At 63.0% G+C, this 26,555-nt stretch carries 25 protein-coding genes; 14 read left to right on the top strand and 11 right to left on the bottom strand.

The window, feature by feature from the left end:
• Nucleotides 1–130 precede the first annotated feature (130 nt).
• The 8 genes from glyA to ACTIFE_RS07335 all read right to left on the bottom strand — a co-directional run bounded on the left by glyA (nucleotide 131) and on the right by ACTIFE_RS07335 (nucleotide 9,074).
• Nucleotides 131–1,444 (bottom strand): serine hydroxymethyltransferase, encoded by a 1,314-nt coding sequence (glyA, locus tag ACTIFE_RS07370; protein ID WP_439528514.1) that lies wholly within the window; start codon nucleotides 1,442–1,444, stop codon nucleotides 131–133.
• 227 nt (nucleotides 1,445–1,671) lie between these two features.
• Nucleotides 1,672–1,866, bottom strand: coding sequence for a DUF6898 family protein (locus ACTIFE_RS07365; RefSeq protein WP_439528513.1), 195 nt, complete (start codon nucleotides 1,864–1,866; stop codon nucleotides 1,672–1,674).
• Between the two features lie 643 nt (nucleotides 1,867–2,509).
• The gene (locus ACTIFE_RS07360; RefSeq protein ID WP_439528640.1) at nucleotides 2,510–3,793 is read right to left on the bottom strand and encodes a L,D-transpeptidase family protein; all 1,284 of its coding nucleotides are present in this window, start codon (nucleotides 3,791–3,793) and stop codon (nucleotides 2,510–2,512) included.
• Nucleotides 3,794–4,184: 391 nt separating this feature from the next.
• Nucleotides 4,185–4,697: a transcriptional regulator LdtR gene (gene ldtR / locus ACTIFE_RS07355; RefSeq protein WP_439528512.1), complete on the bottom strand. Its 513-nt coding sequence runs from the start codon at nucleotides 4,695–4,697 to the stop codon at nucleotides 4,185–4,187.
• A gap of 781 nt (nucleotides 4,698–5,478) precedes the next feature.
• Nucleotides 5,479–6,408, bottom strand: coding sequence for a 3-hydroxyisobutyrate dehydrogenase (gene mmsB / locus ACTIFE_RS07350; protein ID WP_439528639.1), 930 nt, complete (start codon nucleotides 6,406–6,408; stop codon nucleotides 5,479–5,481).
• On the bottom strand, nucleotides 6,405–6,818 hold the full coding sequence (locus tag ACTIFE_RS07345) for a DUF6163 family protein (RefSeq protein WP_439528511.1): 414 nt from the start codon (nucleotides 6,816–6,818) through the stop codon (nucleotides 6,405–6,407). The genes mmsB and ACTIFE_RS07345 overlap by 4 nt, the downstream gene beginning before the upstream one ends.
• Before the next feature lie 56 nt (nucleotides 6,819–6,874).
• A complete protein-coding gene (locus ACTIFE_RS07340; protein ID WP_439528510.1) occupies nucleotides 6,875–7,921 on the bottom strand; it encodes an enoyl-CoA hydratase/isomerase family protein in 1,047 nt (348 codons plus the stop codon).
• Between the two features lie 13 nt (nucleotides 7,922–7,934).
• Nucleotides 7,935–9,074, bottom strand: coding sequence for an isobutyryl-CoA dehydrogenase (locus ACTIFE_RS07335; protein ID WP_439528509.1), 1,140 nt, complete (start codon nucleotides 9,072–9,074; stop codon nucleotides 7,935–7,937).
• Nucleotides 9,075–9,330: 256 nt separating this feature from the next.
• On the opposite strand from ACTIFE_RS07335, the gene hemB reads away from it, so the two are divergent.
• The 4 genes from hemB (at nucleotide 9,331) to ACTIFE_RS07315 (ending at nucleotide 13,158) form a co-directional block, all read left to right on the top strand.
• Nucleotides 9,331–10,362, top strand: a complete 1,032-nt coding sequence (hemB, locus tag ACTIFE_RS07330) for a porphobilinogen synthase (RefSeq protein WP_439528508.1) — start codon at nucleotides 9,331–9,333, stop codon at nucleotides 10,360–10,362.
• 56 nt (nucleotides 10,363–10,418) lie between these two features.
• Nucleotides 10,419–11,648, top strand: coding sequence for a threonine ammonia-lyase (locus tag ACTIFE_RS07325; protein WP_439528507.1), 1,230 nt, complete (start codon nucleotides 10,419–10,421; stop codon nucleotides 11,646–11,648).
• Nucleotides 11,649–11,708: 60 nt separating this feature from the next.
• Nucleotides 11,709–12,200, top strand: coding sequence for an RDD family protein (locus ACTIFE_RS07320; RefSeq protein WP_439528506.1), 492 nt, complete (start codon nucleotides 11,709–11,711; stop codon nucleotides 12,198–12,200).
• 196 nt (nucleotides 12,201–12,396) lie between these two features.
• Complete coding sequence (locus tag ACTIFE_RS07315; protein WP_439528505.1) at nucleotides 12,397–13,158, top strand: arginyltransferase; 762 nt, start codon at nucleotides 12,397–12,399, stop codon at nucleotides 13,156–13,158.
• A 428-nt stretch (nucleotides 13,159–13,586) separates the two neighbouring features.
• On the opposite strand, the gene ACTIFE_RS07310 is transcribed toward ACTIFE_RS07315, so the two are convergent.
• Entirely contained in the window at nucleotides 13,587–14,243 is a 657-nt protein-coding gene (locus tag ACTIFE_RS07310) for a uracil-DNA glycosylase (RefSeq protein ID WP_439528504.1), read from the bottom strand.
• The gene (locus ACTIFE_RS07305; protein ID WP_439528638.1) at nucleotides 14,243–14,842 is read right to left on the bottom strand and encodes a LabA-like NYN domain-containing protein; all 600 of its coding nucleotides are present in this window, start codon (nucleotides 14,840–14,842) and stop codon (nucleotides 14,243–14,245) included. The genes ACTIFE_RS07310 and ACTIFE_RS07305 overlap by 1 nt, the downstream gene beginning before the upstream one ends.
• A 367-nt stretch (nucleotides 14,843–15,209) precedes the next feature.
• Between ACTIFE_RS07305 and rpoZ the strand changes: the two genes are divergently transcribed.
• From rpoZ to acpS, 5 genes are all read left to right on the top strand, one after another.
• Nucleotides 15,210–15,608 (top strand): DNA-directed RNA polymerase subunit omega, encoded by a 399-nt coding sequence (gene rpoZ / locus ACTIFE_RS07300; RefSeq protein ID WP_106752230.1) that lies wholly within the window; start codon nucleotides 15,210–15,212, stop codon nucleotides 15,606–15,608.
• 75 nt (nucleotides 15,609–15,683) lie between these two features.
• A complete protein-coding gene (locus tag ACTIFE_RS07295) occupies nucleotides 15,684–17,891 on the top strand; it encodes a RelA/SpoT family protein (protein WP_439528503.1) in 2,208 nt (735 codons plus the stop codon).
• Between the two features lie 27 nt (nucleotides 17,892–17,918).
• Complete coding sequence (gene pyrE, locus ACTIFE_RS07290) at nucleotides 17,919–18,500, top strand: orotate phosphoribosyltransferase (RefSeq protein WP_439528502.1); 582 nt, start codon at nucleotides 17,919–17,921, stop codon at nucleotides 18,498–18,500.
• 33 nt (nucleotides 18,501–18,533) lie between these two features.
• Nucleotides 18,534–19,127 carry a DUF2062 domain-containing protein gene (locus ACTIFE_RS07285; RefSeq protein ID WP_439528501.1) on the top strand — a complete coding sequence of 198 codons (594 nt, stop codon included), beginning with the start codon at nucleotides 18,534–18,536 and terminating at the stop codon, nucleotides 19,125–19,127.
• A gap of 22 nt (nucleotides 19,128–19,149) precedes the next feature.
• Nucleotides 19,150–19,599 (top strand): holo-ACP synthase, encoded by a 450-nt coding sequence (acpS, locus tag ACTIFE_RS07280; protein WP_439528500.1) that lies wholly within the window; start codon nucleotides 19,150–19,152, stop codon nucleotides 19,597–19,599.
• Between the two features lie 369 nt (nucleotides 19,600–19,968).
• Here the strand turns inward: acpS and ACTIFE_RS07275 are convergent, their stop codons facing one another.
• The gene (locus tag ACTIFE_RS07275; RefSeq protein WP_439528499.1) at nucleotides 19,969–20,334 is read right to left on the bottom strand and encodes a GIY-YIG nuclease family protein; all 366 of its coding nucleotides are present in this window, start codon (nucleotides 20,332–20,334) and stop codon (nucleotides 19,969–19,971) included.
• A 144-nt stretch (nucleotides 20,335–20,478) separates the two neighbouring features.
• On the opposite strand from ACTIFE_RS07275, the gene lepB reads away from it, so the two are divergent.
• The 5 genes from lepB (at nucleotide 20,479) to parC (ending at nucleotide 26,196) form a co-directional block, all read left to right on the top strand.
• Entirely contained in the window at nucleotides 20,479–21,231 is a 753-nt protein-coding gene (gene lepB / locus ACTIFE_RS07270; protein ID WP_439528498.1) for a signal peptidase I, read from the top strand.
• Nucleotides 21,232–21,243: 12 nt separating this feature from the next.
• Nucleotides 21,244–21,951 (top strand): ribonuclease III, encoded by a 708-nt coding sequence (rnc, locus tag ACTIFE_RS07265; protein ID WP_439528497.1) that lies wholly within the window; start codon nucleotides 21,244–21,246, stop codon nucleotides 21,949–21,951.
• 140 nt (nucleotides 21,952–22,091) lie between these two features.
• Complete coding sequence (gene era / locus ACTIFE_RS07260) at nucleotides 22,092–23,042, top strand: GTPase Era (protein WP_439528637.1); 951 nt, start codon at nucleotides 22,092–22,094, stop codon at nucleotides 23,040–23,042.
• Between the two features lie 39 nt (nucleotides 23,043–23,081).
• Entirely contained in the window at nucleotides 23,082–23,855 is a 774-nt protein-coding gene (gene recO, locus ACTIFE_RS07255; protein WP_439528636.1) for a DNA repair protein RecO, read from the top strand.
• A gap of 91 nt (nucleotides 23,856–23,946) precedes the next feature.
• Nucleotides 23,947–26,196, top strand: coding sequence for a DNA topoisomerase IV subunit A (gene parC, locus ACTIFE_RS07250; RefSeq protein ID WP_439528496.1), 2,250 nt, complete (start codon nucleotides 23,947–23,949; stop codon nucleotides 26,194–26,196).
• The last annotated feature ends 359 nt before the right edge of the window (nucleotides 26,197–26,555 follow it).

Here is a 26,555-nt window from a genome sequence, read left to right as displayed (position 1 = left end):
CTTGATAGGACAGGTCAGCTGCGTTTCAAACGCAAAAAGCCCGCGCCCTGCGGCGCGGACCTTTGATGAGGCCGATAGGACCAGATTCGAAGCGGCGAGGCCAGAGCCTGGCCTCGCGCCATCAGAACCCTCAGGCCGGGTAGATCGGGAAGCGTTCGGTCAGGGCGATGACCTTCTGCTTCACGGCAACTTCCACGGCAGCGTTGCCATCTTCGCTGTTGGCCGCCTTCAGGCCGTCGAGCACTTCGGTGATCAAGAGGCCGATCTCGCGGAATTCGGCAAGGCCGAAGCCGCGCGTCGTGCCGGCCGGGGTGCCGAGGCGGATACCGGAGGTAACGAAGGGCTTCTCCGGGTCAAACGGAATGCCGTTCTTGTTGCAGGTGATGTTGGCCCGGCCAAGCGCGCCTTCGGCCTTCTTGCCGGTGGCGTTCTTCGGACGCAGGTCAACCAGCATCAGGTGGTTGTCGGTGCCGCCGGAGACGATGTCGAGGCCCTGCTCCTGCAGGGTCTGGGCCAGCATCTTGGCATTGGCCACCACGGCTGCGGCGTAGGACTTGAATTCCGGGTTCAGCGCTTCACCGAAGGCAACGGCCTTGGCGGCGATGACATGCATCAGCGGCCCGCCCTGAAGACCTGGGAACACGGCCGAGTTGATCTTCTTGGCGATGTCCTCGTCGTTGGTGAGGATCAGGCCGCCGCGCGGGCCACGCAGCGACTTGTGCGTGGTCGAGGTGCAGACATGGGCATGGGGCACCGGCGAGGGATGCACGCCACCGGCGACGAGACCGGCGATATGCGCCATGTCGACCATCAGGTAGGCGCCAACCGCGTCAGCGATCTCGCGGAACTTCTTCCAGTCCCAGGTGCGCGAATAGGCGGTGCCACCGGCAACGATCAGTTTCGGCTTGTGTTCATGGGCGAGGCGCTCGACCTCGGCCATGTCCAGGAGGTGATCGTCCTTGCGCACGCCATAAGAGACGACGTTGAACCACTTGCCGGACATGTTGACCGGCGAGCCGTGGGTCAGGTGACCGCCCGAATTCAGGTCAAGACCCATGAAAGTGTCGCCCGGCTGCAGCAGGGCCAGGAAAACGGCCTGGTTCATCTGGCTGCCGGAGTTCGGCTGCACGTTGGCGAACTTGGCGCCGAACAGCTGCTTGGCGCGTTCGATCGCCAGGGTCTCGACAATGTCGACATACTGGCAGCCGCCATAGTAGCGCTTGCCCGGATAGCCTTCGGCATATTTGTTGGTCAGGACCGAGCCTTGCGCCTCGAGCACGGCCTTGGAGACGATGTTCTCCGAGGCGATCAGCTCGATCTCATGCTGCTGGCGACCGGCTTCCTTCTGGATCGCAGCGAACACGTCGGCGTCCGCATCGGCGAGGTTGCGGGTGAAGAACCCGGAATAGATCGGCTGGCTCGCCGAGGTATCCGTCATCGACATCGCTTGGTCCTTTTCAGCGAGCACAGGGCATCGGGATCCGGGGCCGGCAGGCCGGTCAGGCCTTGCATCTGCGCGGCGGCTCGCTCACCAGTCGCACAGCCCGTTAGGGAGCCAAGCAATTAGCATAGCCCTCCCCGCGAACCAAGTGGCCAACCGTCACAGCTCTGCCATGATCCGACATGGCCCTGATAAGGCCGCCCGCACTGGCCGCAGTTGCCTCTCACCCCTCAGCCTTCAGCGGCTAGATCCGTTATCCGCTTCTGCAGCTTGCGCAGGGCAACGCTTTCCAGGTCCCGCTGCGACGCAGAACTTGGACCGACAATGCTCACCTCGACACCCGAGGCCGCGTCAATCGCCACCACCTTCACCTGCCGGCCGATGGGCACAAACTCGAAATAGACTTCCCCGTTCTGCCCTGGCATGGCGTGGTGCTCCTGATTCCGGACGTGCCCCATCCTAGCAAAGGGCAACACCAGCCGCGAGGGGATGAACCGGTGACCAGACCCGGCAGAGCGGGCGGACACCCCGTTGACTTGCCTTCGCTCTCCGCGTGGTTCTGCCCCTATGCCAGCGGACAGCCGCACCCACCCTCCGCCCCTCCCCGCGCTGTCCCGGCCTTGAGCCGGGACCTGTATGGAAGGCGATCCGTTCAGCCAAGTGATCAGCCGGAGCGCGAAGGACACAGGTCCCGGCTCAAGGCCGGGACGGCGCAGAGTTGGCGGTAATGAAGCGCTTGATACCTGAGGCTTTCTGTTTGGAAATCCGATCCTTCGGCAGCGGAGAAGCCACCGAATGTCCATACCCGTCATTCCGGACAAGGTGAGCGTTCAGCGAACCGCAGATCCGGAATCCAGCGCATGAGTGCGAGCGCATGCGAGCGCCACAACAATTGAGCCGCAACCGGCGGCACCAGATCAGCGTTGTCGCGCTTCGCGCGGCTGATGTCTGGATCCCGGCTCAGCGCTTCGCTGACGCTCAGCTTGGCCGGGAAGACGGGCAAAACACATCACTGCGCCCAAAAAATCAAAAGGGCCGGAAAATCCGGCCCTCTTACGTTCGTCCCGCTTACTGCAGACCGGCGACATCGCCGCCATAAAGGCCGTCGCGGTTGTAGATGTCCTCGCGGAAGTGGACGATGCCGTCCTCGTTCGTCCAGGCCGTGATGTAGGTGAGGTACAGCGGCACCTGGGTTTTCAGTTTCACGTCCTCGCGCAAGCCGCTGCGGATGGTTTCGTCAACACGGCCACGGCTCCAGTCCGGCGTGGTCGATTCCAGCATCCAGCTGACCAGATCGCGCACGTTCTGCACGCGCACGCAGCCTGAGGAATGGAACCGGTTGTCTGTGCCGAACAGTGACTTGGACGGGGTGTCGTGCAGATAGACCTGATGCGTGTTGTGGAAGTTCAGCTTCATGGAACCCATCGAGTTGATCTCGCCCGGCTCCTGGCGGAACTGGTACTGGGTCGCCTCTTCGGTGTTCCAGTCGATCTGCTGCCAGGCCAGTTCGTTGTTCTTCCAGTCGAAGATACGGATCTTGTTCTTGGCCAGATACTCAGGATCCTGCTTCATCTTCGGGATCAGATCCTTTCGGATGATCGACACCGGCACGGTCCAGTAGGGATTGAAGTTGATCTCGTAGATCTTGGAATTAAGGATCGGCGTCTGGCGGTCGATCTTGCCGACCACTGCGGTGTGGCGCGAGCGGACGCGGCCGTTCTCGACCGCCTCGATCTCGGCAGCCGGTATATTGACCATCACATACCGGTCGCCAAGAAAGCCGGACATGGAGCGCAGGCGCACCAGGTTGGTCTCAAGCTGGCGCAGGCGCACTTCCGCCGGCACGTTGAGCGCCACCAGCGTGGTCTGGCCGACCGAACCATCCGGAATCAGGCCATGACGGACCTGGAACCGGCGCACGGCTGCGTCGACGTAGGAATCAAAGGTATCGGACAGGCCGGCGGTCTGCTCCAGATCGCCTGAGGCCATCAGGCGGCGGCGCAGATCGGTCACGGCGCTGTCCTGGGCGCCGATGCGCAGCGGACGGTTGCTCGAAGGCACCTGGCCCCAGCCACCACGCTGGACAATCATCGAATACTGATTGATGGCGCCGGTGATATATTCAGCCGTGCCGGCCGACAGGATCGGCGTCGATGTCTTGATTGCATCGAGGCTTTCCAGCGTGGCGTCGAACTTGTCTTCCCATTCGGCGCGCTGGTTATACTGCTGCAAGGCTTCGAGCGGGGTCTGCGCCTGAACGGCGCTGATGCCGGTCCCGAGCCCAAGCCCCGCAAGGGCGGCAAACGCAATCGCTTTTACCGAACGACCCGACTGCTTCTTTTCCTGACGCAAAAACACCCGCACCGCTCCTTATGCCCCAAGCGTCGCCCGCCGGGCGATCTCACCGCGTTCTGATGACAACAAGCGATCCGCTTCGGGTCGCAGACGGTGTCCCGCCGTGCTGCGCCCATCGGGTGGTCAGGGCCTGTTCTGAAGCCCCGGCTAGTTGCCCGGATGTCCGACTTTACTGCGCAAGTTCTGACGAGCCGCTTAACAACAGCGACATCACTCGCCGGAACTGCCCTTGCAAGGGGACGGACACCCGCATGTCGTCAGCATCAGATAGTCAGGGTTTTGTGGCTGAAACATGTCATGCCGCAGCGCAAAGGCGAACGCCGCCCTTTGTAGGGCGGCGTTGCGGCAGACGCATGGCTCGCGGGGGGAACTGACGTCGGCCTTCGGCTCAGAGCCGATACAGGATCTGGTCGGTCCAGAAGCGCTCCAGACGACGCAGCGCCTTGTTGAGCATCGTGAAGTCGTCCGCGCCGATTTCGCCGACCTGCTCGACCGACAGGATGTGCCGCTCATAGAGGTCATTGACGATCCGGGCCACTTCCGCGCCCTTCGGCGTCAGGCTGACACGAACCGACCGGCGGTCCATGCGCGAGCGCTGGTGGTGAATGTAGCCGGTCTCGACCAGCTTCTTCAGATTGTAGGACACGTTCGAACCAAGGTAGTAGCCACGGGTGCGCAGCTCGCCAGCCGTCAGTTCGCTGTCGCCGATGTTGAACAGCAGCAGCGCCTGGACGCTGTTGACATCCGACCGGCCCATGCGGTCGAACTCATCCTTGATAACGTCAAGCAGACGCCGGTGAAGTCTTTCGACGAGTGTCAGTGCTTCGAGGTACAACGGCTTGATGTCCGTGTCCTTTTCAGCCTGCACAGCGGCGTCCACAGCTCTGGTTGCTGAGATCATTTGTTTGCGCCTCTATTTCTACCTGTTTTCCGATGGATATTTTTCCCACCTTGAGGTCAACATACAGGCGCGCTTCTAAAATCCGCTTAAAAGACACACTGAATCGTCAGTTAAGAAGTTCCCGAGACTTTTAGCAGCAGTTTCGCGGGGTTTTGCGATAAGCCGCAGGAATGCTTGCACTTTGCCGGCTGCTTCGCTCCCCCGTCCACATCTCGCCCACAGCCCCCCGTTCGGGCCGCTCGAATTTTTTCCGAAATGTTTCTGCAAATGGGAGCCCAGCGGTAAAGCTTCGCCGGCTCGTTCCGCCTCCCCCACCCCTCTCCCTCTCTCCGTCGTCATGCCATGGCTCGACCATGGCATCCATGCCGTGACGCCTCGGCCAGCGCGGTGCTTCCATGACGATCCTCGTCGACACGCTCCCCGAGCTGCGAGGGAACGGCGTGGATGCCATGGTCGAGCCATGGCATGACGAATGTGGATGGTCAGGGAAAACACAGGACATTCCCATAGTGCAGGCCCAGGCTGAAGCTGCCCCACTCATCTCCCCCCCCTCCTTCGTCATGCCATGGCTCGACCATGGCATCCATGCCGTGACGCCTCGGCCAGCGCTGTGCGTCCATGACAATCCTCGTCGACACGCTCCACAAGCTGCGAGGGAACGGCGTGGATGCCATGGTCAAGCCATGGCATGACGAATGCCGTTGTTCTGGACAAAGCAGAAAGGGCCGCCCTGCGTGTGGCAGAGCGGCCCGATCCGGGATTGGATGAGAGGTCGAAAGCCTCAGGCGTCGCCGCGCAGGTACTTGACGATGCCGGAGAAGTCCATGTCGGCGTGGCCGGAGTTGCAGAACATGGCGTAAAGCGCGGCGGCCTGCGCTCCCAGCGGCGTTGCTGCGCCCGACGACTGCGCCGCCTCCTGGGCCAGTTTCAGGTCCTTCAGCATCATCTGCGCGGCAAAGCCCGGCTGGTAGTCGCGGTTGGCCGGCGAGGTCGCCACCGGCCCTGGCACCGGGCAATAGCTGGTCAGCGACCAGCACTGGCCCGACGAGGTCGAGGAGATGTCAAAGAGCTTCTGCGCATCGAGGCCAAGGCGCTCGGCGAGAACAAAGGCCTCGCTGACGGCGACCATCGAGATGCCGAGGATCATGTTGTTGCAGATCTTGGCCGCCTGGCCGGTGCCCGCGCCGCCGGCGTGAATGATGTTCTTGCCCATGGCGGACAGGATCGGCTTGGCCTGCTCGAAGGCCTCGGCTTCGCCGCCGACCATGAAGGTCAGCGTGCCGGCTGCCGCCCCGCCGACGCCGCCGGACACCGGCGCATCGAGCATCAGCATGCCGGCTGCCTTGGCAGCGTCAGCGACCGCGCGCGCGCTGTCGACGTCAATGGTCGAGCTGTCGATCAGCAGCGCGCCCTTCGGCGCATTGGCAATGACGCCATCAGGGCCGGTGTAGACCGAGCGGACATGCTTGCCGGCCGGCAGCATGGAGACGACAACATCGGCGCCCGTGACAGCTTCGGCGACGGTCGCCACAGCCCGGCCACCGGCGGCCACCAGACGCGCCTTGGCGTCTTCGCTGAGATCGAAGCCCGTGACCTGATGGCCTGCCTTGGCGAGGTTGGCGGCCATCGGTCCGCCCATGTTGCCAAGGCCGATGAATGCAATTGTTGTCATGTTCAGTCCCCCCGAAGGCGTCGTTGATGGGCCGCCTATCGCTTCTTCTGCTCCTGCTCCATCAGGTAGAGCAGCAGCAGGTAGATCGCGATGGTCAGCATGTAGAAAGAGATTTCATAGGGCCGACGGCCGAAAATGTCGGCAAAGGCGGTGTGCATCACGATCTGGCTGAGCGCCCGGAACAGCCACATCACCGTGCCCCAGGACACCGTCAGCCACAGGCCGATGGCCGCCACCAGGTCCAGTACGGCAAAGAACACCGTTGCCGTCTGCCACTCGATCGGCATGTCCCAGAACCAGACCCCGCGCCACGGCGAATAGCCGACGATGCGCGCCCAGTGAATCACCCCGCCGGCAATCAGCAGCAGGGCCATGGCCCTGAGGTACCACATCAGCACGACCGCCCAGGGCGGGCGGTTCTTGAGAAGGTCCTGGAAGGTAACGATCATGGCGCGGCCCCGGCTGGATGGGCTCACTCAGGCCCTGGACTTACATCGGGAGGAATTCAGGCCAGCGGCAGATCGCCCCCGGCCGGCTCCTCGAAATACGCGCCCAGCGCGGCGCTGTCCACCTGCTCCAGCCGCTCCGGCGTCCAGCGTGGCGCGTTGTCCTTGTCGATCAGCACGGCCCGCACACCTTCATAGAAGTCATGGTGCTTCAGGATCTCGCTGACGATCCTGTATTCCATGCGCATGCAGGCATTGAACGGCAGGCTCGCCCCGCGCTTCAGCTGCTCGAAGGACAAGGCGACGCTGGTCGGTGACTTCGTTGCGATTGCCTTGCGTGCGCCTTCGGCAAAGTCTCCGGTCGCCGCCTCCAGCGCCGCCATCACTCCGCCAAGCGTCGGCTGCGTGAAGATGTGTTCAACCTCTCTCGTATGGGCGGCCAGCGGTGCCGGGCCCGGATCCACCACATGCGCTGCCAGCACGGCCTCGACATCCTCCGCAGCCGCGAGCGCGTCGGTCAGGGCTGCAATCGCCGCTGAGGGCACCGTGTGCGTCAGCACTCCGGCATAAAGCGCATCGGCCTGCTTCAGCCGTGCAGCCGACAGCGCGCAGTAAAGCCCGATGCCGGACTTGAGGCGGGGCAGGAAATAGGAGCCGCCGACATCGGGGAAGAAGCCGATGCCGGTTTCCGGCATGGCGAACAGGGTCTTTTCCGTCCCAACCCGGTGACTGCCATGCACCGACAAGCCGACACCACCGCCCATGACGATGCCGTCGATCAGCGAGATCCACGGCTTGGCGAAGGCATGGATGCGGGCGTTGAGGATGTACTCATCGCCAAAGAGCCGGGTCTGTTCCGGGTTGCCGGTGCGGCCCAGCGCTTCTCCGCTTTCATAGACCTGGCGAATATCGCCACCAGCGCAAAAAGCCTTCTCGCCGGCCCCGCGCAACAGGATGCGCTCAACAGAGGGATTGTGCTCCCAGTCATCCAACCTCACCGAGATCGCCCGCACCATCTCGTGCGTCAGGGCGTTCAGCGCCTGCGGCCGGTTCAGCGTGATGATCCCGGCCTTACCCCTTGTCTCGAACAGCACGTCATCGGTCATGGCCAGCGCTCCCTCAGCGACCCAGCAGGTCGCGGGCGATGATCACCCGCATGATTTCGTTGGTGCCTTCCAGGATCTGGTGCACCCGCACGTCGCGCAGGTAGCGCTCGATCGGATAGTCGCGCAAGTAGCCATAGCCGCCATGCAGCTGCAGCGCCTCGTTGACGACGGCAAAGCCGGTGTCCGTCGCCAGCCGCTTGGCCATCGCCGCCAGCCGCGTCGCGCCCGGCGCCTTGTCGTTGACCGCAATCGCCGCCTTGTGCAGCAAGAGCCGCGCGGCCTCCAGCTCCGTCGCCATGTCGGCGAGGCGGAACTGCAGCGCCTGGAACTCGGTCAGCGCCTTGCCGAACTGGCGGCGCTCCTTCATGTAGGCAATCGACCGGTCGAGGCAGGTCTGCGCCGCGCCGAGCGAACAGGCGCCGATGTTGAGGCGGCCGCCGTCCAGCCCGGCCATGGCGAACTTGAAGCCTTCGCCCTCCTCGCCGATGCGGTTGCCGGCCGGAATGCGGCAGTCCGAGAAATTCACCTGCGCCGTCGGCTGGCTCTTCCAGCCAAGCTTGATCTCTTGCGCGCCGAAGCTGAGGCCGGGCGTGCCTTTCTCAACCACAAAGCAGGAAACGCCGCCGGCCCCCTCCCCTCCCGTGCGCGCCATGACGATATAGATGTCCGCTGCGCCGCCGCCGGAGATGAAGGCCTTGGAGCCATTGAGAACGTAGTGATCGCCCTCGCGCACCGCCCGGGTCCGGAGACTGGCGGCATCCGAGCCTGAACCCGGCTCGGTCAGGCAATAGCTGCCAAAGCGGGCCATGGTGCAAAGATCGGGCACATAGCGCTGGCGCAGCGCGTCCGAGCCGAAACGGTCGATCATCCAGCCGACCATGTTGTGGATCGAGATATAGGCCGCCGTCGAGGTGCAGCCCTTGGCCAGTTCCTCGAAGATCAGCGCCGCATCCAGTCGCGTCAGGCCGGAACCGCCGACCTCCTCGCGCACATAGATGCCGGCAAAGCCCAGTTCAGCCGCCTTGCGCAGGGTCTCGAGCGGAAAGATGGACTTTTCATCCCACTCCCGGGCATGCGGCTCCATCGCGTCGCGGGCGAAACCGGCGGCCAGATCCTGAAACGCCAGCTGGTCCTCAGTCAGGCAAAAATCCATGGCCACCTCCCAATGGTCCGCCCTTGGCTGTGCGCATGCCGCCGCAGCGTCGGCCTTAGGTTTCGTAGCTATTTTTGACGTTAACGTCAATTTGCGCGCCGATCGGCTATTCGGCTGAGTGTGTTGTGGACAGTTGCCCTTTGCCGCCAAACCGCCGCAGGCCGCGCGCCCATCGATGACTGGCGAAGCCCTGCCCCTGTTGCTAAAGTCCGGCCATCAAAAAGATGGCCCTCAGGGCCAAGGTCAGGAAACGCCCATGTCTTCCCATTCGCCCCGCATCACGTCCGAGCACATTGACGACATTCTCGGCGGACGCCGCATGCGGCGCAATCGCCGTGCCGACTGGGCCCGGCGGCTGGTGCAGGAAACGACGCTTTCCATCAATGACCTGATCTGGCCGATCTTTCTGGTCGATGGCACCAATGTGCGCCAGCCAGTGGCCTCCATGCCCGGTGTCGAGCGCCTGTCAGTGGACGAGGCCGTGCGCGAGGCGGAATATGCCGCAAGCCTCGGCATCCCGGCGCTGGCGCTGTTTCCCTACACGGACCCGGCCCTGCGCGATGAGGCCGGCACAGAAGCGCTCAATTCAGGAAACCTCATCTGCCGCGCCTGCCGGGCCATCAAGCAGGCCGAACTCGACATCGGCCTCATCACCGACGTGGCGCTCGACCCCTACACCAGCCACGGCCACGACGGCCTGATGCTGGGCGAGCGCATTCTCAACGACGAGACCGTCGACCAGCTCTGCCGCCAGGCCCTCGTCCAGGTCGAGGCCGGCGCTGACGTCATTGCCCCATCCGACATGATGGATGGCCGCATCGGCGCGATCCGCCGGGCGCTGGACGAAGCCGGTCACCGCGACACCCAGATCATGGCCTATTCGGCCAAATATGCCTCGGCCTTCTACGGCCCGTTCCGCGACGCAGTCGGCACCTCCAAGACGCTCATTGGCGACAAGCGCACCTACCAGATGGATCCGGCCAACACCGACGAGGCCCTGCGCGAGGTCGAGATGGATCTGGCGGAAGGGGCGGACATGGTGATGGTCAAGCCGGGCATGCCCTATCTCGACATCATCCAGCGGGTGAAGGAGAGCTTCCGCGTGCCGACCTACGCCTATCAGGTGTCCGGCGAATACGCGATGATCGTCGCCGCCTCCCACAATGGCTGGATCGACGGGGAACGCGCCATGATGGAAAGCCTGATGGCGTTCCGCCGCGCGGGGGCCGACGGCATCCTCACCTATTTCGCCCCGAAGGTGGCCGAGATCCTCAAGCGCGCCCGTTGAGCCGCGCCACCTGGCCAGATCCGGCCAGATCCGCCCAGTCTGACTGTGAGGTCTTGATGCCCCTGCCGATCACGCTTGCCGATGTCCAGGATGCCGCCCGTCTCATTGACGGGTCGGTGCTGCGCACGCCCTTCCTGCCGGCGCCGAAATTGTCGGCGCTGACTGGCGCCATTGTCAGCATCAAGTATGACAACCTCCAGGTCACCGGCGCCTTCAAGGAGCGCGGCGCCCTGGTGAAGCTGCTGTCGCTGACGGCCGAGGAACGGGCGCGCGGCGTCATCGCCATGTCGGCCGGCAACCATGCCCAGGCCGTCGCCTACCATGCCGGTCGTCTTGGCATCCCGGCGACCATCGTCATGCCGGAGCCGACGCCCTTCGTGAAGATCACCGCCACGCGCGGCTATGGCGCCACTGTGGTCCTGTCGGGTGACACGCTTGTCGAGGCCAAGGCCGAGGCGCAGCGCCTGTCGGAAGAGCATGGCTTCGTCTGGGTGCACCCGTTTGACGACCCGCACGTGATGCGCGGCCAGGGCACCATCGCGCTGGAAATGCTGGCCGAGGATCCGGATCTTGACTGTCTCGTGGTGCCGGTCGGCGGCGGCGGACTGATTTCCGGCATGGCGGTCGCAGCCAAGGCGCTGAAGCCGTCGATCTCCGTCATCGGCGTCGAGACTCGGCTCTATCCGGCCATGTGGGGCGCGCTGAACAACGAGCCGGTCACCTGCGGCGGCCCGACCATCGCCGAAGGCATTGCCGTGCGCGATGTCGGCGATCTCACCCGGATGATCGTGGCCGAGCTGGTGGATGACATCATCCTTGCCGAGGAAAGCGCCATCGAGCGGGCGATCAACCTGTTCCTGACGCAGCAGAAGACGCTGGCCGAAGGCGCCGGGGCCGCAGGCCTTGCGGCCCTTCTCACAGACCCTGCCCGCTTTGCGGGCAAGAAGGTCGGGCTTGTCCTGTGCGGCGGCAACATCGATCCGCGGCTGGTCTCCTCCATCGTGGTGCGGGAACTCGCCCGCGACGGCAAGCTGCTCGCCATCCGCATCGACACGCCGGACCGGCCGGGCGTACTTGGCGAGATCACAACGCTCATCGGCAAGATGCAGGGCAATGTCGTGGACGTCTCGCACCACCGGCTGTTCCTCAACGTGCCGGCCAAGGGCGCGACACTGGACGTCACCTTCGAGACCTTCGATGCGGCGCATGGCCAGAAGATCATCTCGGCTCTGGAAGCGCGCGGCTTCCCCGTGCGGTCGATGAACGTTGCGGAAGTAATGGCGTGAGCTTTCGCCATTGCACAGTGCGCAAGGGGATCCCACATCTCCACCGCAAGGAGACCGCCAATGACCTATGACGCCAGCTATGACGAGCCGAAGCGGGACCAGTTCGACCCAATGGCCAATCCCGCCCTGTTTGACGGTATCCGCAGCAAGCGTGTCTTTGCGTTTCTGATCGACGTGCTGCTGGTCGCATTCTTCACCTTCGTCGCCGGCGTCCTGGTGTTCTTTCTCGGCATCTTCACGCTGGGTCTGGCGTGGTTTTTCTACGCCTTCCTGTGGCAGGCAGTCGCGCTGATCTATACGGCGGTGACCCTTGGCGGGCCCAATGCGGCAACACCGGGCATGCGCGCGATGGGGATCGAGATGCGGCTGTGGTATGGCGCAAAGCCCTATGCCCTGCTGGCCGCCATGCACGTTCTCTTGTTCTGGCTGTCCTTTACCCTGCTGACGCCGCTCGTCTTGCTGGTCAGCCTGTTCAGCGACCGCAAGCGCCTGCTGCACGACCTGATCCTCGGCACAATCGTCGTCAACAGCCCGGCACTGTCCCGGCCCTGACCAAGTCCCGGGCGAGCCTGGTCGCTCCCCTCAACAGTGACGGCCAAGTACCTTGATCTGACACGCTCCGGTGACAATTGCTCCCCAGCTTTGCCGGCTCAGCGGCAGAGCACCTTCATTCTTTGGTTGACGTGTCGTTTGGGACGCCCACGTAATAGAGTAGAAGAAAGGGCGTAGCAGGAGCCAAACACCGGTCGTGACCCGTCACCCGATTGACCATCCGCAGTTCTATCTAACCGCGCCCGCGCCCTGCCCGTATCTGCCCGGGCGCCAGGAACGCAAGGTCTTCACGCATCTTGTCGGTCATCAGGCGTCCTCCCTCAACGATGTCCTTACCCAGGGCGGTTTTCGTCGCAGCCAGAACATCGCCTACCGACCGGCCTGTGAAATGTGCCGGGCCTGCGTTTCCGTCCGGGTTCGCGTTGCCGAGTTCGATTGGACCCGGTCTTTCCGCCGCACCTGGAAGACCGGCAGCAGCCTGATTGGCGCCGAACTGCCACCCTCGCCCTCCTCCGAGCAATATGACCTGTTCCGGACCTATCTCCTGGCCCGGCACGAGAATGGCGGCATGTCGGAAATGACCGTGCTCGACTATGCCATGATGATCGAGGACACCCATGTCGACACGATGGTGGTTGAATACCGCCGGCGCGGACCGGACAGCTTCCTGACCCGGCGCGGCACCGGCCCGCTCGTCGCCGTCGCCCTCAGTGATCGCCTCGCTGACGGATTGTCGATGGTCTACTCGTTCTATGACCCTGAGATGCAGGATCTCAGCATCGGCACCTTCATGATTCTCGACCACATCGAGCGCGCCCGAAAGCTTGGGCTGCCCTATGTCTATCTCGGGTACTGGGTCGATGGATCAGACAAAATGTCCTACAAGGCCCGCTTCCAGCCGCAGGAGCATCTCGGCCCGGAAGGCTGGTCGCTGGTGGAGCCCGGCGCCACGCCTTGAACCTTCAACCTCCTCGTCATGCCATGACTTGATCATGGCATCCATGCCGTAACCTCACAGCCCGGCCAGCATCAGCGAGACGCGCCCGCGACAGGGTGAACCGCGTGGAAAGGTAACGGCATGGATGCCATGGTCGAGCCATGGCATGACGAAAAAGGAGAGGGGAAAATGTGTGTTGGCTGCCGGAGAAATCCGGCAAGGGCTGCAAGCCAGCCCCCAACCCTCGCCGCCCCCATAAACCTTCAACGCCTTCGTCATGCCATGACTTGATCATGGCATCCATGCCGTGACCTCACAGCTCGGACAGCATCAGCGAGACGCAACCTCGACAGGATGTACCGCATGGAAAGGCAACGGCATGGATGCCATGGTCGAGCCATGGCATGACGACCAAGGAAAGGGAAACGGCCGAAGGCCTTGCGCCTCGCTCAACCCAGCGCAGCCCGCATGGCCGAAAACACATCGCGGAACATCTCGCGGGTCAGGCGGCCGGTGTTGGTGTTGTAGCGGGAGCAGTGATAGCTGTCGAAGAGCATCAGCGGCCGCCCCCGATAACTCAGGTCATGCCTTGCGCCGTGCGCAAAGGCATTTCGGCTGCGTGGTAGTCCCAGGGTCGTCAAAAACGTGTCATGGGCGATGCGCCCCAGCGCCAGGACGGCCCGCACGCTCGTCGCAGCTTCTAGTGTCGCTACTAGATAGGGGCGGCAGGCGTTGATTTCCGGCCCGGTCGGTTTGTTTTCCGGCGGCACGCAGCGCACCGCGTTGGTGATCATTGCGCCGGTCAGTTGCAACCCGTCATCCGGTCGGGCCTGATAGGACCCCGCCGCAAAGCCGAAATCGATCATGGTCTCGTAGAGGAGATCACCGGCATAGTCGCCGGTAAAGGGCCGCCCGGTGCGGTTGGCGCCGCGCAATCCTGGGGCCAGTCCAACCACCATCAGCACGGGCCGTTCCGAGGTGAAACTCGGAACCGGCGCGTTGAACCAGTCAGGAAACCGCGCCCTGTGCTCCATCCGGAAAGCAACAAGGCGCGGGCAAGTCGGACAGTCGCGGGACGGCTCCGTCGCGGCGGAAGCCTCAGGCATCAATAGTCATCATCCTCGTCCATCGCCCGCTCGCGCTCCCGGTCGCGGTCCGGCATGCGGACGGGCCGCTCGACCGGTTCGCGGCCAACGCGCGAAGCAAGATGGGCAAGATCGATGAAATGGTCGGCCTGGCGGCGCAGGTCGTCGGCGATCATCGGTGGCTGGGTCTGCAGGGTGGACACCACCGAGACCTTGCGGCCCTTGCGCTGCAGCGCCTCGACCAGCGAGCGGAAATCGCCATCGCCGGAGAACAGCACGATGTGGTCGACATGGTCGACGAGCTGCATGGCGTCAATCGCCAGCTCGATGTCCATATTGCCTTTCACCTTGCGGCGGCCGGTGCTGTCGATGAATTCCTTTACAGGCTTCGTGACAACCTTGTAGCCATTGTAGTCGAGCCAGTCGATCAGCGGGCGGATCGAGGAATACTCCTGATCCTCAATGATCGCAGTGTAGTAATAGGCCCGGAGAAGGTAACCCTTACCTTGAAATTCCTTAAGCAACATCTTGTAGTCAATATCAAAGCCGATAGCCTTGGCCGTTGAATACAAATTTGCCCCATCAATAAACAAAGCAATTTTTTCACGAGAATCGAACATTGAGACCCTGCCCTTGCTTTCGGCGTTGTTATTTAGCAGTGGTGACCAAAACAAACTGGCCCGCTCGCGCGGCAATCCCGTTCACACCCCAAGCACACTACTATCGGTTGCCGAAATTTGAAACGCCTGTTTTACGAATTTGGTCAGACCAGCCATGAAAATGCCCCAATTTCCACGACCACACTGCTTGAGGTACTACATCAAATGCAGATGCCGCAATCGTAAAGATTGACGTGTACCCCCAGTGAAACCGTGTTCTTCACGATATATTCAGGGCACGAAACCTGTTGCAGCGCGAAGGCTTGCACGACGTTGCGGTTCGCCGTATACGCTGGTGACTCAATTTCTGACAACATGGAGACGTCCTATGGCGCGCGTTACCGTCGAGGATTGCATCGACAAGGTCGATAACCGGTTCGAGCTGGTTCTGATTGCAGCGCATCGCGCCCGGATGATTTCCAGCGGCGCGCCGCTGACCATTGACCGCGACAACGACAAGAACCCGGTCGTCGCCCTGCGCGAGATCGCGGATGAGACGGTCAGCCCGGAAGATCTCAAGGAAGACCTGATCCACTCGCTGCAGAAATATGTGGAAGTGGATGAGCCGGAGCCGGGCGCCGTGCCGATGGTTCCGTCCAGCCAGTCCGGCGGCACCCAGATCAACGCCGTTGACGATTCCAGCGTTGAGTTCGACCGCATGTCGGAAGAAGACCTTCTGCGTGGCCTCGAAGGGCTTGTCCCGCCGGAGCGTTCGGACGACATTTAAGGTCGGTGGCAGTGCGTGCCGGTGATCCGGCGCGCCATGCCGTCCTGTGTTCAGTCGGCATGATGCGGCCCGGCCATGATGCGTCAATACGAGCTCGTTGAACGGGTTACCCGTTACAATCCCAGTGCGGACGAGGCCCTGCTCAACAAGGCCTATGTCTATGCCATGCGCAAGCATGGGTCACAGACCCGTGCCTCGGGCGATCCCTATTTCTCCCATCCGCTCGAAGTCGCCGCCATCCTCACCGAATTGCGGCTGGATGACGCGACCATCGCCGTTGCGCTCCTGCATGACACCATCGAGGACACGGACGCCACCCGGGCCGAGATCGACACGATCTTCGGCGAGGAGATCGGCAAGCTCGTCGAGGGCCTGACCAAGATCAAGCGCCTCGACCTGCAGACCCAGAAGGCCAAGCAGGCCGAAAATTTCCGCAAGCTGCTGCTCGCCATCGTCGACGACGTCCGCGTGCTCCTGGTCAAGCTTGCCGACCGTCTTCACAACATGCGCACCCTCGAGCATATGCCCGAGCACAAGCGGGCGCGCATTGCCGAAGAAACGATGGAGATCTATGCCCCGCTCGCCGGGCGCATGGGCATGCAGGACATGCGCGAGGAACTGGAGGACCTGTCCTTCCGCACCCTCAACCCGGACGCCTATGCGACCCTGGCCGAGCGTCTTGCCAGCCTGCGCGAGCGCAACGACGGGCTGATCACCGATATCGAGGAAACCCTCACCGCCCGCATCGCCGAACGCGGCATCGCGGCCCAGGTCAAGGGCCGCGAGAAGCGCCCCTACTCGATCTTCCGCAAGATGCAGCAGAAGTCGCTCGGCTTCGAGCAGTTGTCCGACATCTATGGCTTCCGCGTTATCGTCGGCACTACCGAGGCCTGCTACCGGGTGCTCGGCGTCATCCACACCACCTGGTCCACCGTCCCCGGCCGGTTCAAGGATTACATCTCGACGCCGAAGCAGAACGACTATCGCTCGATCCACACCACCATCGTCGGCCCGCGCCGCCAGCGCATCGAGTTGCAGATCCGCACCCAGATCATGGACCGCGTCGCCGAATACGGCATTGCCGCCCATGCGCTCTACAAGGACGGCGAGACCGGCGGCCGCAACATTGCGCGCCACACCGAGGAAAGCCGCGCCTATGACTGGCTGCGGCGCACCATCGACCTCTTGTCACAGGGCGACACGCCCGAAGAATTCCTGGAAAACACCAAGCTCGAGCTGTTCCACGACCAGGTGTTCTGCTTCACGCCGAAGGGCCGCCTGATCGCCTTGCCGCGCGGGGCAACGCCGATCGACTTTGCCTATGCGGTGCACACCAGCATCGGCAACACCTGTGTCGGCTGCAAGCTGAACGGCAAGATCATGCCGCTGGTCACCGAACTCAGGAACGGCGACGAAGTGGAAATCATCCGGTCGCAGGCGCAGACACCGCCGCCGGCCTGGGAATCCATCGCCGTCACCGGCAAGGCCAAGGCCGCGATCCGCCGAGCGACGCGCGAATCCGTGCGCAAGCAATATGGCGCCCTCGGCGAGCATATCCTGCAGCGCGCCTTCACCCGTGCCGACAAGCCGTATTCGGAAGGCCTGCTGGAAGGCGTCCTCGGCCTGCTCAGCCAGGACAGCATTGCCGATCTTCTGGCGGCCGTCGGCCGCGGCGAAATCAGCGCGCAGCAGGTGGTCAAGTCGGTCCATCCCGACTACCAGGACGAGCGCGTCGGCATCATCCGGCCCGAGCCGGGCGAAGGCTGGTTCGATCTGGAAAAGGGTCAGGGCCTGAAGTTCCGCATTCCCACGGTCACCGGCGCCGATGGCGATGCCTTGCCCATCCGGGGCCTTGCCGGCGACATCCCGGTCAATTTCGCGCCCAATGGCGGCGCCGTGCCCGGCGATCGCATCGTCGGCATCCTGACGCCGGCCGAAGGCCTGACGATCTACCCGATCCAGTCCCCGGCGCTGAAGGAATTCGATGACCAGAGCGACCTGTGGGTCGACGTGCGCTGGGATATCGACATCGACAATCCCGAGCGCTTTCCGGCCCGGATCAGCGTCTCGGCGCTCAACGAGCCCGGATCGCTCGCGGCCATCGCCCAGGTGATCGGCGAGAACGGCGGCAACATCGACAATCTCAAGATGGTCCGCAAAGTCGCCGATTTTCACCAGATGATTATCGATCTTGAGGTATGGGATCTTAAACATCTCAACCGCATCATCAACCAGCTCCGCACCAAGCCGAATGTGTCCAGCGTGACGCGCGTCAACGGCTGAGAGCGGGACCACAGACGGGATAAACGCATGACTCAGGACGACGTCCTGGCCCTGTTCCGCGAGGCAGGCGCCATTCTTGAAGGCCATTTCATTCTGTCATCCGGCCTGCGCAGCCCTGTGTTCCTGCAGAAAGCGCGCGTGTTCATGCACCCGGACAAGACCGAGAAACTGTGCAAGGCTCTGGCTGACAAGATCCGGGCCGCCAACCTCGGTCCGATTGATTTCATCGTTTCCCCCGCCCTCGGCGGCCTGATCCCGGGCTATGAGACCGCGCGCCACCTTGGCGTACCGGCCATGTGGGTGGAGCGGGAGGGCGGCCAATTCCGTCTGCGCCGCTTTGACCTGGAGCCGGGCGCCCGTGTCATCATCGTTGAGGACATTGTCACCACCGGTCTGTCCAGCCGCGAGACGGTTGATGCCCTGAAAGCGATTGGCGCTGATGTGGTCGGCGTTGCCTGCCTGATCGACCGGTCAGCCGGCGAAGCCGATGTGAGCGTCCCTCTGGTCGCCCTGATCGACTACAAGGTGCCATCCTATTCACCGGACAACCTGCCGCCGGAACTGGCGGCCTTGCCGCCAGTGAAGCCGGGCAGCCGCAACCTGGCCTGAGGCCGGAGACGAACGAGGAGACCTGCGCGCCCCATGCTGTTTCAGCGCCGCACACCGCCGAGCCGATACGAGAAACTGCGCGTCGCCGTGTGGCCGCGAGCCAGCTGGATGCGGTCGTTCCGCTACTATGGCAAGCGTGTGCTGCGCCTGACGGCCTCGCCGCATGCGGTGGCGCTCGGCTTCTCCTGTGGCGCCTTCGCCTCGTTCACTCCTTTCATGGGCTTTCACTTCCTGCTGGCCGCAGCCGTGGCCATGATCGTCCGGGGCAATATGCTCGCCTCGGCGCTTGGCACGGTGGTCGGCAATCCCCTGACTTTTCCCTTCATCTGGGCCATCACCTACAAGCTCGGCCATGTGATCCTCGGGACAGGAACCCTGGACACTTCGGCTGATGCAACCCATGGCCTGATGCATGCCGACCTTTTAACCCACTCGCTGGATGCCCTATGGCCTCTTCTCAAGCCGATGATCATTGGCGGCCTGCCGCTCGGGCTGACCTGCGGTCTTCTATGTTACTTTCCAGTCTATTTCAGCGTGAAGGCGTACCAGGAACGCAAGCAACGCCGGATTGCCGCCCGGCAGATGGCGGAAGTGGCCCGCTCGGCGCAGTCGCGTCCTGCTGAGTGACGAGAAAGAAAGGTCAGACCGGATGATCCTCGGCATCGGCAGCGACCTGTGTGACATCCGCCGGATCGAGCAGACGCTTGAAAGGTTCGGCGAGCGCTTTGCCGCCCGGGTCTTCACCGACATCGAGCGGGCAAAATCGGATCGCCGGGCCGAGCGCGCCGCCTCCTATGCCAAGCGCTTTGCCGCCAAAGAAGCCTGTTCCAAGGCGCTCGGGACCGGCATCCGAATGGGCGTTGCCTGGCGCGAGATGGGCGTCGTCAACCTGCCCTCCGGCCGTCCCACGCTGCAACTGACCGGCAGCGCCGCCGACCGCCTCACCGCCTTGACGCCAGAGGGCTTCCGGCCCCGCATTGATCTCACCATCACCGATGACTATCCGCTGGCCCAGGCCTTTGTCGTCATCTCCGCCTGGCCGGCCGATTGGCCCGAACCACCGACGCCGCCACTCAAGGACGATCCGAGCGAGGCGTGAGGATTGAGCGCTGTTTCACTAAATTGCTACACAACCATCCCCCGCGCCGTCCCGGCCTTGTGCCGGGACCTGTCATGTGGGCCGAGCCCTGAATTCCAGATCCTGCCCGCCGCCCCTGCCTTGATCAATCACCATTGCGAAGTGTCCCTTACAGGTCCCGGCCCAAGGCCGGGACGGCGCGTATGGTGATGACGAGAGAAAGAGCAGCGCCCCTTTTGGATCCTGCATCCGCGCGCTTGGGGCAAATGCTGCCTTTGCAAAGTCGCTACAAATAGATCCCCTCCGAGCTGTCCCGGCCTTGTGCCGGGACCTGTCATGGGCGGTGAGGCCGATGTTCTTGCGCTATCACAACAGATGCGAGAATGGCCGTCAGAACGGGATCTGGTCTGAAATGTCCCACCAGCCCGAATTGGCCGCACTGATCAGATTGTCTTTCCAGCCGCGCGGCCAACGTTTCAGTCGTTTCTCCCGGTGGACGGCATCCAGGACCGTTTCATGCTGCTCGAAGTACACAAGTGTCTTGATATTGTATTTCAATGTATGCGCACCAATCGAACCAGCCCGGTGCTGCTCCAGTCTTGCTCTGAGATCGCGCGCTGACCCGATGTAGATCGCTCCAAAGGGTCGGTTGGCGAGAATGTAGACGAAGTGGCTCAGGACTTTGGCTCCCTTACAGGTGCCGGCACAAGGCCGGGACGGCGCGGAGACATATCGCTTGATCAGTGTCCGCCACAATCTCCCTCCATTGCCACCGTCCTGCTATGCCCCCCACCCACATTGCCAAGCTGTAATCCTCTCGTCCGTTGCCAGTGCTGCCCCGAACCGGTACAAGTCGCCAGATTTCGCCTGCAGCGGCGGTGGTGAAGGATGAAGGATCCGATGAGCGTGACCGATAACAAGAAGGCCAAGGACGGCGGTCTCGGCGAGACCGTCAAGGTGATTGTTCAGGCGCTGCTGCTGGCGCTGGTGGTGCGCACGCTCCTGTTCCAGCCGTTCAACATCCCCTCCGGGTCGATGATGAACACCCTGCTGATCGGCGATTATCTCTTCGTCTCCAAATACAGCTACGGCTATTCGCGCTACTCCTTCCCGTTTGGACTTGCCCCCTTCTCCGGCCGGATCTGGGGCGCTGAACCCGAACGCGGCGATGTCGTGGTCTTCAAGCTGCCGAGCGACAATTCAACCGACTACATCAAGCGCGTGATCGGAATGCCAGGCGACGAGATCCAGATGATTGACGGCGCCCTCCACATCAACGGCACAGCGGTGAAGCGCGAGCGGATTTCTGATTTCGTCGAGAAAGACGCGTTCGGTGTGAGCCAACCGATCGCCCGCTTCCGTGAAACCCTGCCGAATGGCGTCAGCTACGACACTCTCGACCTCAATCCGCGTGGCTTTGGTGACAACACCAAGGTCTACAAAGTCCCTGCCGACCATTACTTCATGATGGGTGATAACCGCGACAACTCCTCCGACAGCCGTGTCGAGTCGAGTGTCGGCTACGTTCCCTATGAGAACCTCGTCGGCCGGGCTGAAGTGATCTTCTTCTCCGTTTCCGACGGTCAGCCGGCCTGGATGTTCTGGCAGTGGCCCTGGACCGTGCGTTGGGATCGCATGTTCAATTCGCTCTAACCGGCAAAGCTGATGAGCACACGCCTGACCACAACCGATCCGCTGTCCCGTGTCGAAGACCGGATCAGCCACCGTTTCACCGACCGCTCGCTGCTGGAGCAGGCACTGACCCATGCCAGTGCCCTGAACAACCCGCAAACCGGCGGCAGCTACCAGCGGCTGGAGTTTCTCGGTGACCGGGTTCTGGGTCTTGCAGTCGCCACCATGCTGCACCGGAACTTTCCGCGTGCTGACGAAGGCGAACTGGCGCGCCGGCTCAACCATATGGTCAAGCGCGAGACCTGCGCCGAGATCGCCCAGGACCTCAAGCTCGGCGATGCCATGCGCATCAGCCAGAGCGAGGCGCAGACCGGCGGACGGCAGAAGACCGCGCTTCTTGCTGATATCTGTGAAGCCGTGATTGCCGCGATCTATCTCGACGCCGGCATGGCAACTGCAGAAGATTTCGTGCGCCGGCAGTGGGAACCGCGTATGCTGACCTTCTCCGGTCCGTTGCGTGATGCCAAGACCACATTGCAGGAATGGGCCCAGGCGCGCAGCCTGCCCGCGCCCACCTATGATGTGGTGGATCGCAGTGGACCGGACCACGCGCCGGTGTTCATCGTTGCGGTCCATGTCGAACGGCACGCGCCTGCGGAGGGCAGTGGCAGTTCCAAGCGGATTGCCGAACAGGCCGCCGCCGAAGCCATGCTGCGCCGGGAAGGCGTCTGGAGCGAGTGACGCCGCTAGGCAGCCCGCTGCCTGAAGATAAGACAGTCTCCGCGCGTGCGACCCTGGATCCGCCCCCCTGACGCGGGGACGGTGCCTTCAGGTGCAAGTGTATTCCAACGTCCAGAAACAGGACCAACGTATTGAACGACATCGAGAATGACGAGACGGCCCAAACGGGCGCGGACACACTGGCTCCCGCTACGGCGCCCACCACGCGCGCGGGTTTCGTTGCGCTGATCGGCGCTCCGAATGCCGGCAAGTCCACACTGATCAACCAGCTCGTCGGCACCAAGGTGTCCATCGTCACGCACAAGGTGCAGACCACCCGGGCGCTCGTGCGCGGCATCGCCATGCATGGCGACGCGCAGGTGATCTTTGTCGACACGCCGGGCATCTTCAAGCCCAAGCGCCGGCTTGACCGGGCCATGGTCGACACGGCCTGGGGCGGTTCGCGCGATGCGGATGTCACCGCCCTGCTCATAGACGCCCGCAAAGGCCTGACCGAAGAGGTCGAGACGATCCTCGACCGGCTCGCTGGCGAACGCGGGACGAAGGTTCTGATCCTCAACAAGACCGATGTCGCCAACCGCGAGAAACTGCTGAAACTGGCCGTGACGGCAAACGAGAAAGTCGCTTTCGAGAAGACTTTCATGGTCTCGGCCCTCAGCGGCGACGGTGTCCAGGATATCCTGACCTATTTCGCCGAGAAGGTGCGGCCCGGTCCCTGGCTTTATCCGGAAGACCAGGTGTCCGATGCGCCCATGCGCATGCTTGCCGCCGAGATCACACGCGAAAAGCTGTTCGAGCGCCTGCACGAAGAAATTCCCTATGTCTCGACCGTCGAGACCGAGCGATGGGAAGAGCGCAAGGACGGCTCTGTCCGTCTTGAACAGACGATCTATGTCGAGCGCGACAGCCAGAAAGCCATTGTGCTGGGCAAGAAGGGCCAGACCATCAAGGTCATCTCCCAGGCCGCACGCACGGAACTGGCCGAGATCGTCGAACGGCCGGTGCATTTGTTCCTCTTCGTTAAGGTGCGCGAGAACTGGTCCGATGATCCGGAGCGCTACCGCGAAATGGGCCTCGAGTTTCCCCGCTGATCGTCGGGGGACCTGACTTTCCCGGGAGGTCACGTGGGACTGGAGTGGACGGACGAAGGCGTGCTCCTGTCGAGCCGGGCGCAGGGGGAGACCAGCGCGGTGATCGAAGTGATGACACGCCAGCATGGCCGTCATCTCGGTCTTGTGCGCGGCGGCCGCTCCCGCCGCCTTGCCCCGCTGCTGCAGCCGGGCAATTCCTTGCAGGTCACCTGGCGCGCCCGTCTTGCAGATCAGCTCGGCAGCTTTGCCGTCGAACCCCTGTCGCTCCGCGCGGGCCTGCTCCTGACCGATCCGCTCGGCCTCTACGGCCTGCAACACCTCACGGCCCTCGCCCGGCTGATGCCCGAGCGGGCTGCTCACCCAGGCGTCCACGAAGCGCTGACCCTCGTCCTCGACCATCTCGGCGAGCCGCTGATCGTCGGGCCGCTGATCGTCCGCTTCGAACTTGAACTCCTCGCCGAACTTGGCTTCGGCCTCGACCTCTCCCGCTGTGCCTCGACCGGGCAAAGCTGGGATCTTGCCTATGTGTCGCCGAAGTCCGGCCGGGCCGTGTCCCGGGACGCGGGGGCTCCCTACCGCGAGAGGCTCCTGCCCCTGCCCTCCTTCCTGGTTTCCGGCGAACGTCAGCCCGGCTCGGAAATCAACTTCCGCGATGTCGCAAATGGTCTGACGTTGACCCGGTTTTTTCTCGAAAGGGACGTGTTTTCTCCGCGTGGCGTCTCCCTTGCGCAGACACGCGAGGGACTGACATCGGCGCTGGAGAAAGCCTTCACAGCGGCTGGCCTCGCCGGCCTGCCCGATCCCCTCGGCTGACACGCTAAAAGCGGGGAAAAACCGCCGAAATCTGCGCCATTTCACTGCCTCGCAAATTGTCTCCCCCGCCCCTTCGGGCTAAGCATGCAGCATGGGAAAAGACCTCACTCCGCCGAGCGGCATCGAAGGCGTCAACCTGCGCGACGCACTCGAGGAACGCTACCTCGCCTACGCTCTCTCGACCATCATGCACCGGGCCCTGCCCGATGTGCGCGATGGTCTGAAGCCGGTGCATCGCCGGTTGCTTTACGCCATGCGGCTGCTCAAGCTGGATCCGGGCGCGGGGTTCAAGAAGTGCGCCCGTGTCGTCGGTGACGTAATCGGTAAGTACCATCCGCATGGCGACCAGGCCGTCTATGACGCCCTCGTGCGCCTCGCGCAGGACTTTGCGCAGCGCTATCCGCTGGTCGACGGCCAGGGCAACTTCGGCAATATCGACGGCGATAACGCCGCCGCGATGCGCTACACCGAAGCCCGCCTGACCGACACGGCCAAGCGTCTGCTCGATGGGCTCGACGAGGATTCCGTCGATTTTCGAGAGACTTACGACGGCGAGGAACGTGAACCGATCGTCCTGCCGGGCGGGTTCCCGAATCTCCTCGCCAACGGCTCCTCCGGCATTGCCGTCGGCATGGCGACCTCGATCCCGCCGCACAATGCGCATGAGCTGTGCCTTGCCGCCCAGCACCTGATCAAGCATCCGGACGCCGACACCCGGGATCTGCTTGCCTATCTCAAGGGGCCGGACTTTCCGACCGGTGGCATTCTGGTCGAAGACCCGAAGGGCCTGCTCGAGGCCTACGAGACCGGCCGCGGCAGCTTCCGCGTCCGCGCGCGCTGGTCCGTCGAGGATCTCGGCCGGGGCCAATGGGTGGTCGTGATCACCGAGATCCCCTACCAGGTGCAGAAGTCGCGCCTGATCGAGAAGATCGCCGAGCTGCTCACGGCCAAGAAGCTGCCGTTGCTCGATGACATTCGCGATGAGTCTGCTGAAGACGTCCGCGTCGTCCTGGTGCCGCGGTCGCGCAATGTCGATCCGGCCTTGATGATGGAATCACTGTTCAAGCTGAGCGAGCTTGAAACCAGATTCCCTTTGAACATGAACGTCTTGTCCCTCGGCAAGGTGCCCATGGTGATGGGGCTGAAGCAGGTCCTGCGCGAATGGCTCGACCATCGCCGCGAGGTGCTGCTGCGCCGATCCAACCATCGGCTGACCCAGATCGAGCACCGGCTCGAGGTGCTGGAAGGCTATCTGGTTGCCTATCTCAACCTGGATGAGGTGATCCGGATCATCCGCGAGGAGGATGAGCCGAAGGCCGAGTTGATGCGGGTGTTCAGCCTGAGTGACGTGCAGGCCGAGGCGATCCTCAACATGCGCCTGCGCTCGCTGCGCAAGCTGGAAGAGTTCGAGATCCGCAAGGAACACGAAAAACTCTCCGGCGAACGCGACGACCTCAAGGACCTGATCGGCTCGGAAGCACGGCAATGGGCCCGGCTTTCGAAGGAAACTGCCGAGATTGCAAAGGCCTACGGGCCCGAAACGCCGCTCGGCAAACGCCGCACCGATGTGGCGGAAGCCCCCGAACATGCGCTCGGCGACATCCAGCAGGCGATGATCGAGAAGGAACCGATCACCGTCATCATCTCGGAAAAGGGCTGGATTCGCGCTCTCAAGGGACACCAGCAGGACCTTTCGACCCTGACCTTCAAGCAGGGCGACAAGCTGAAGATCGCCTTCCCCGGCGAGACCACGGACAAGATCCTGCTGCTGACCACCGCCGGCAAGTTCTTCACCCTGTCCGCCGCCAACCTGCCCGGCGGGCGCGGCCATGGCGAGCCGATCCGGCTGATGGTCGACATGGAGGAAGGCCAGGACATCGTTTCAGCCTTCATGCACAAGCCGGACCGCAAGCTGCTGCTGATCAGCGATGAAGCACGCGGCTTTGTCGTGCCGGAGGTGGATGTCGTTGCCAACACACGCAAGGGCAAACAGGTGCTCAACGTCACCGCGCCGAACGAAGCCGTGCTCTGCATTCCCGTCGAAGGCGATCAGGTGGCTGTTATCGGTCAGAACCGCAAGCTGGTCATCTTCCCGTTGGCGCAGGTTCCGGAAATGTCACGTGGACGCGGTGTGCGGCTGCAGCGCTATCGCGATGGGCGTGTGGCGGATGCGGTCGTCTTTGCCGGCGCAACAGGCCTGACCTGGATCGATACGTCTGGCCGCAGCTACACCCGCTCATTGGATGAACTGGCCGACTGGCGCGGCGACCGGGGTCAGGCTGGACGGCTGCCCCCCACCGGCTTCCCGCGCAGCAACAAGTTTGGCGGTCCGGGGCTCTAAACAGGCCCCGGAATTGTCCACAGAGCACCGCTCTTCGTAGCCGATTGAAGTAGAACGGCAATTCCGGTCTTTGCACGCAGCTGTCCACAGGCGGCCCACAGCTTGCGCACAAGCGATGCACAGGTTGTGAGCTAGCCGGCGCAGGTTAGTGACTAATGTCTGGATGTCATCCCGGACGAGCGAAGCGAAGATCCGGGACCGGAGAGCCAAGGTCTCTCCTGCGTTAACTCATTGAAATATTGAGGTCTCGACTCTCCGGTCCCGGCTCGGCGCTGCGCTTGGCCAGCAACTGTATCGGTTGCTGTCAAGTTGGTTGATCGCTGAAGTCCCTTTTTTGTCCCATCATGGCATTGAGGGCG

The organism is Pannonibacter sp., assembly GCF_051860505.1.
Taxonomy (GTDB): domain Bacteria; phylum Pseudomonadota; class Alphaproteobacteria; order Rhizobiales; family Stappiaceae; genus Pannonibacter.
Note: the sequence above shows the minus strand (reverse complement) of the source record. Positions and strands in the feature narration are given on the sequence as shown.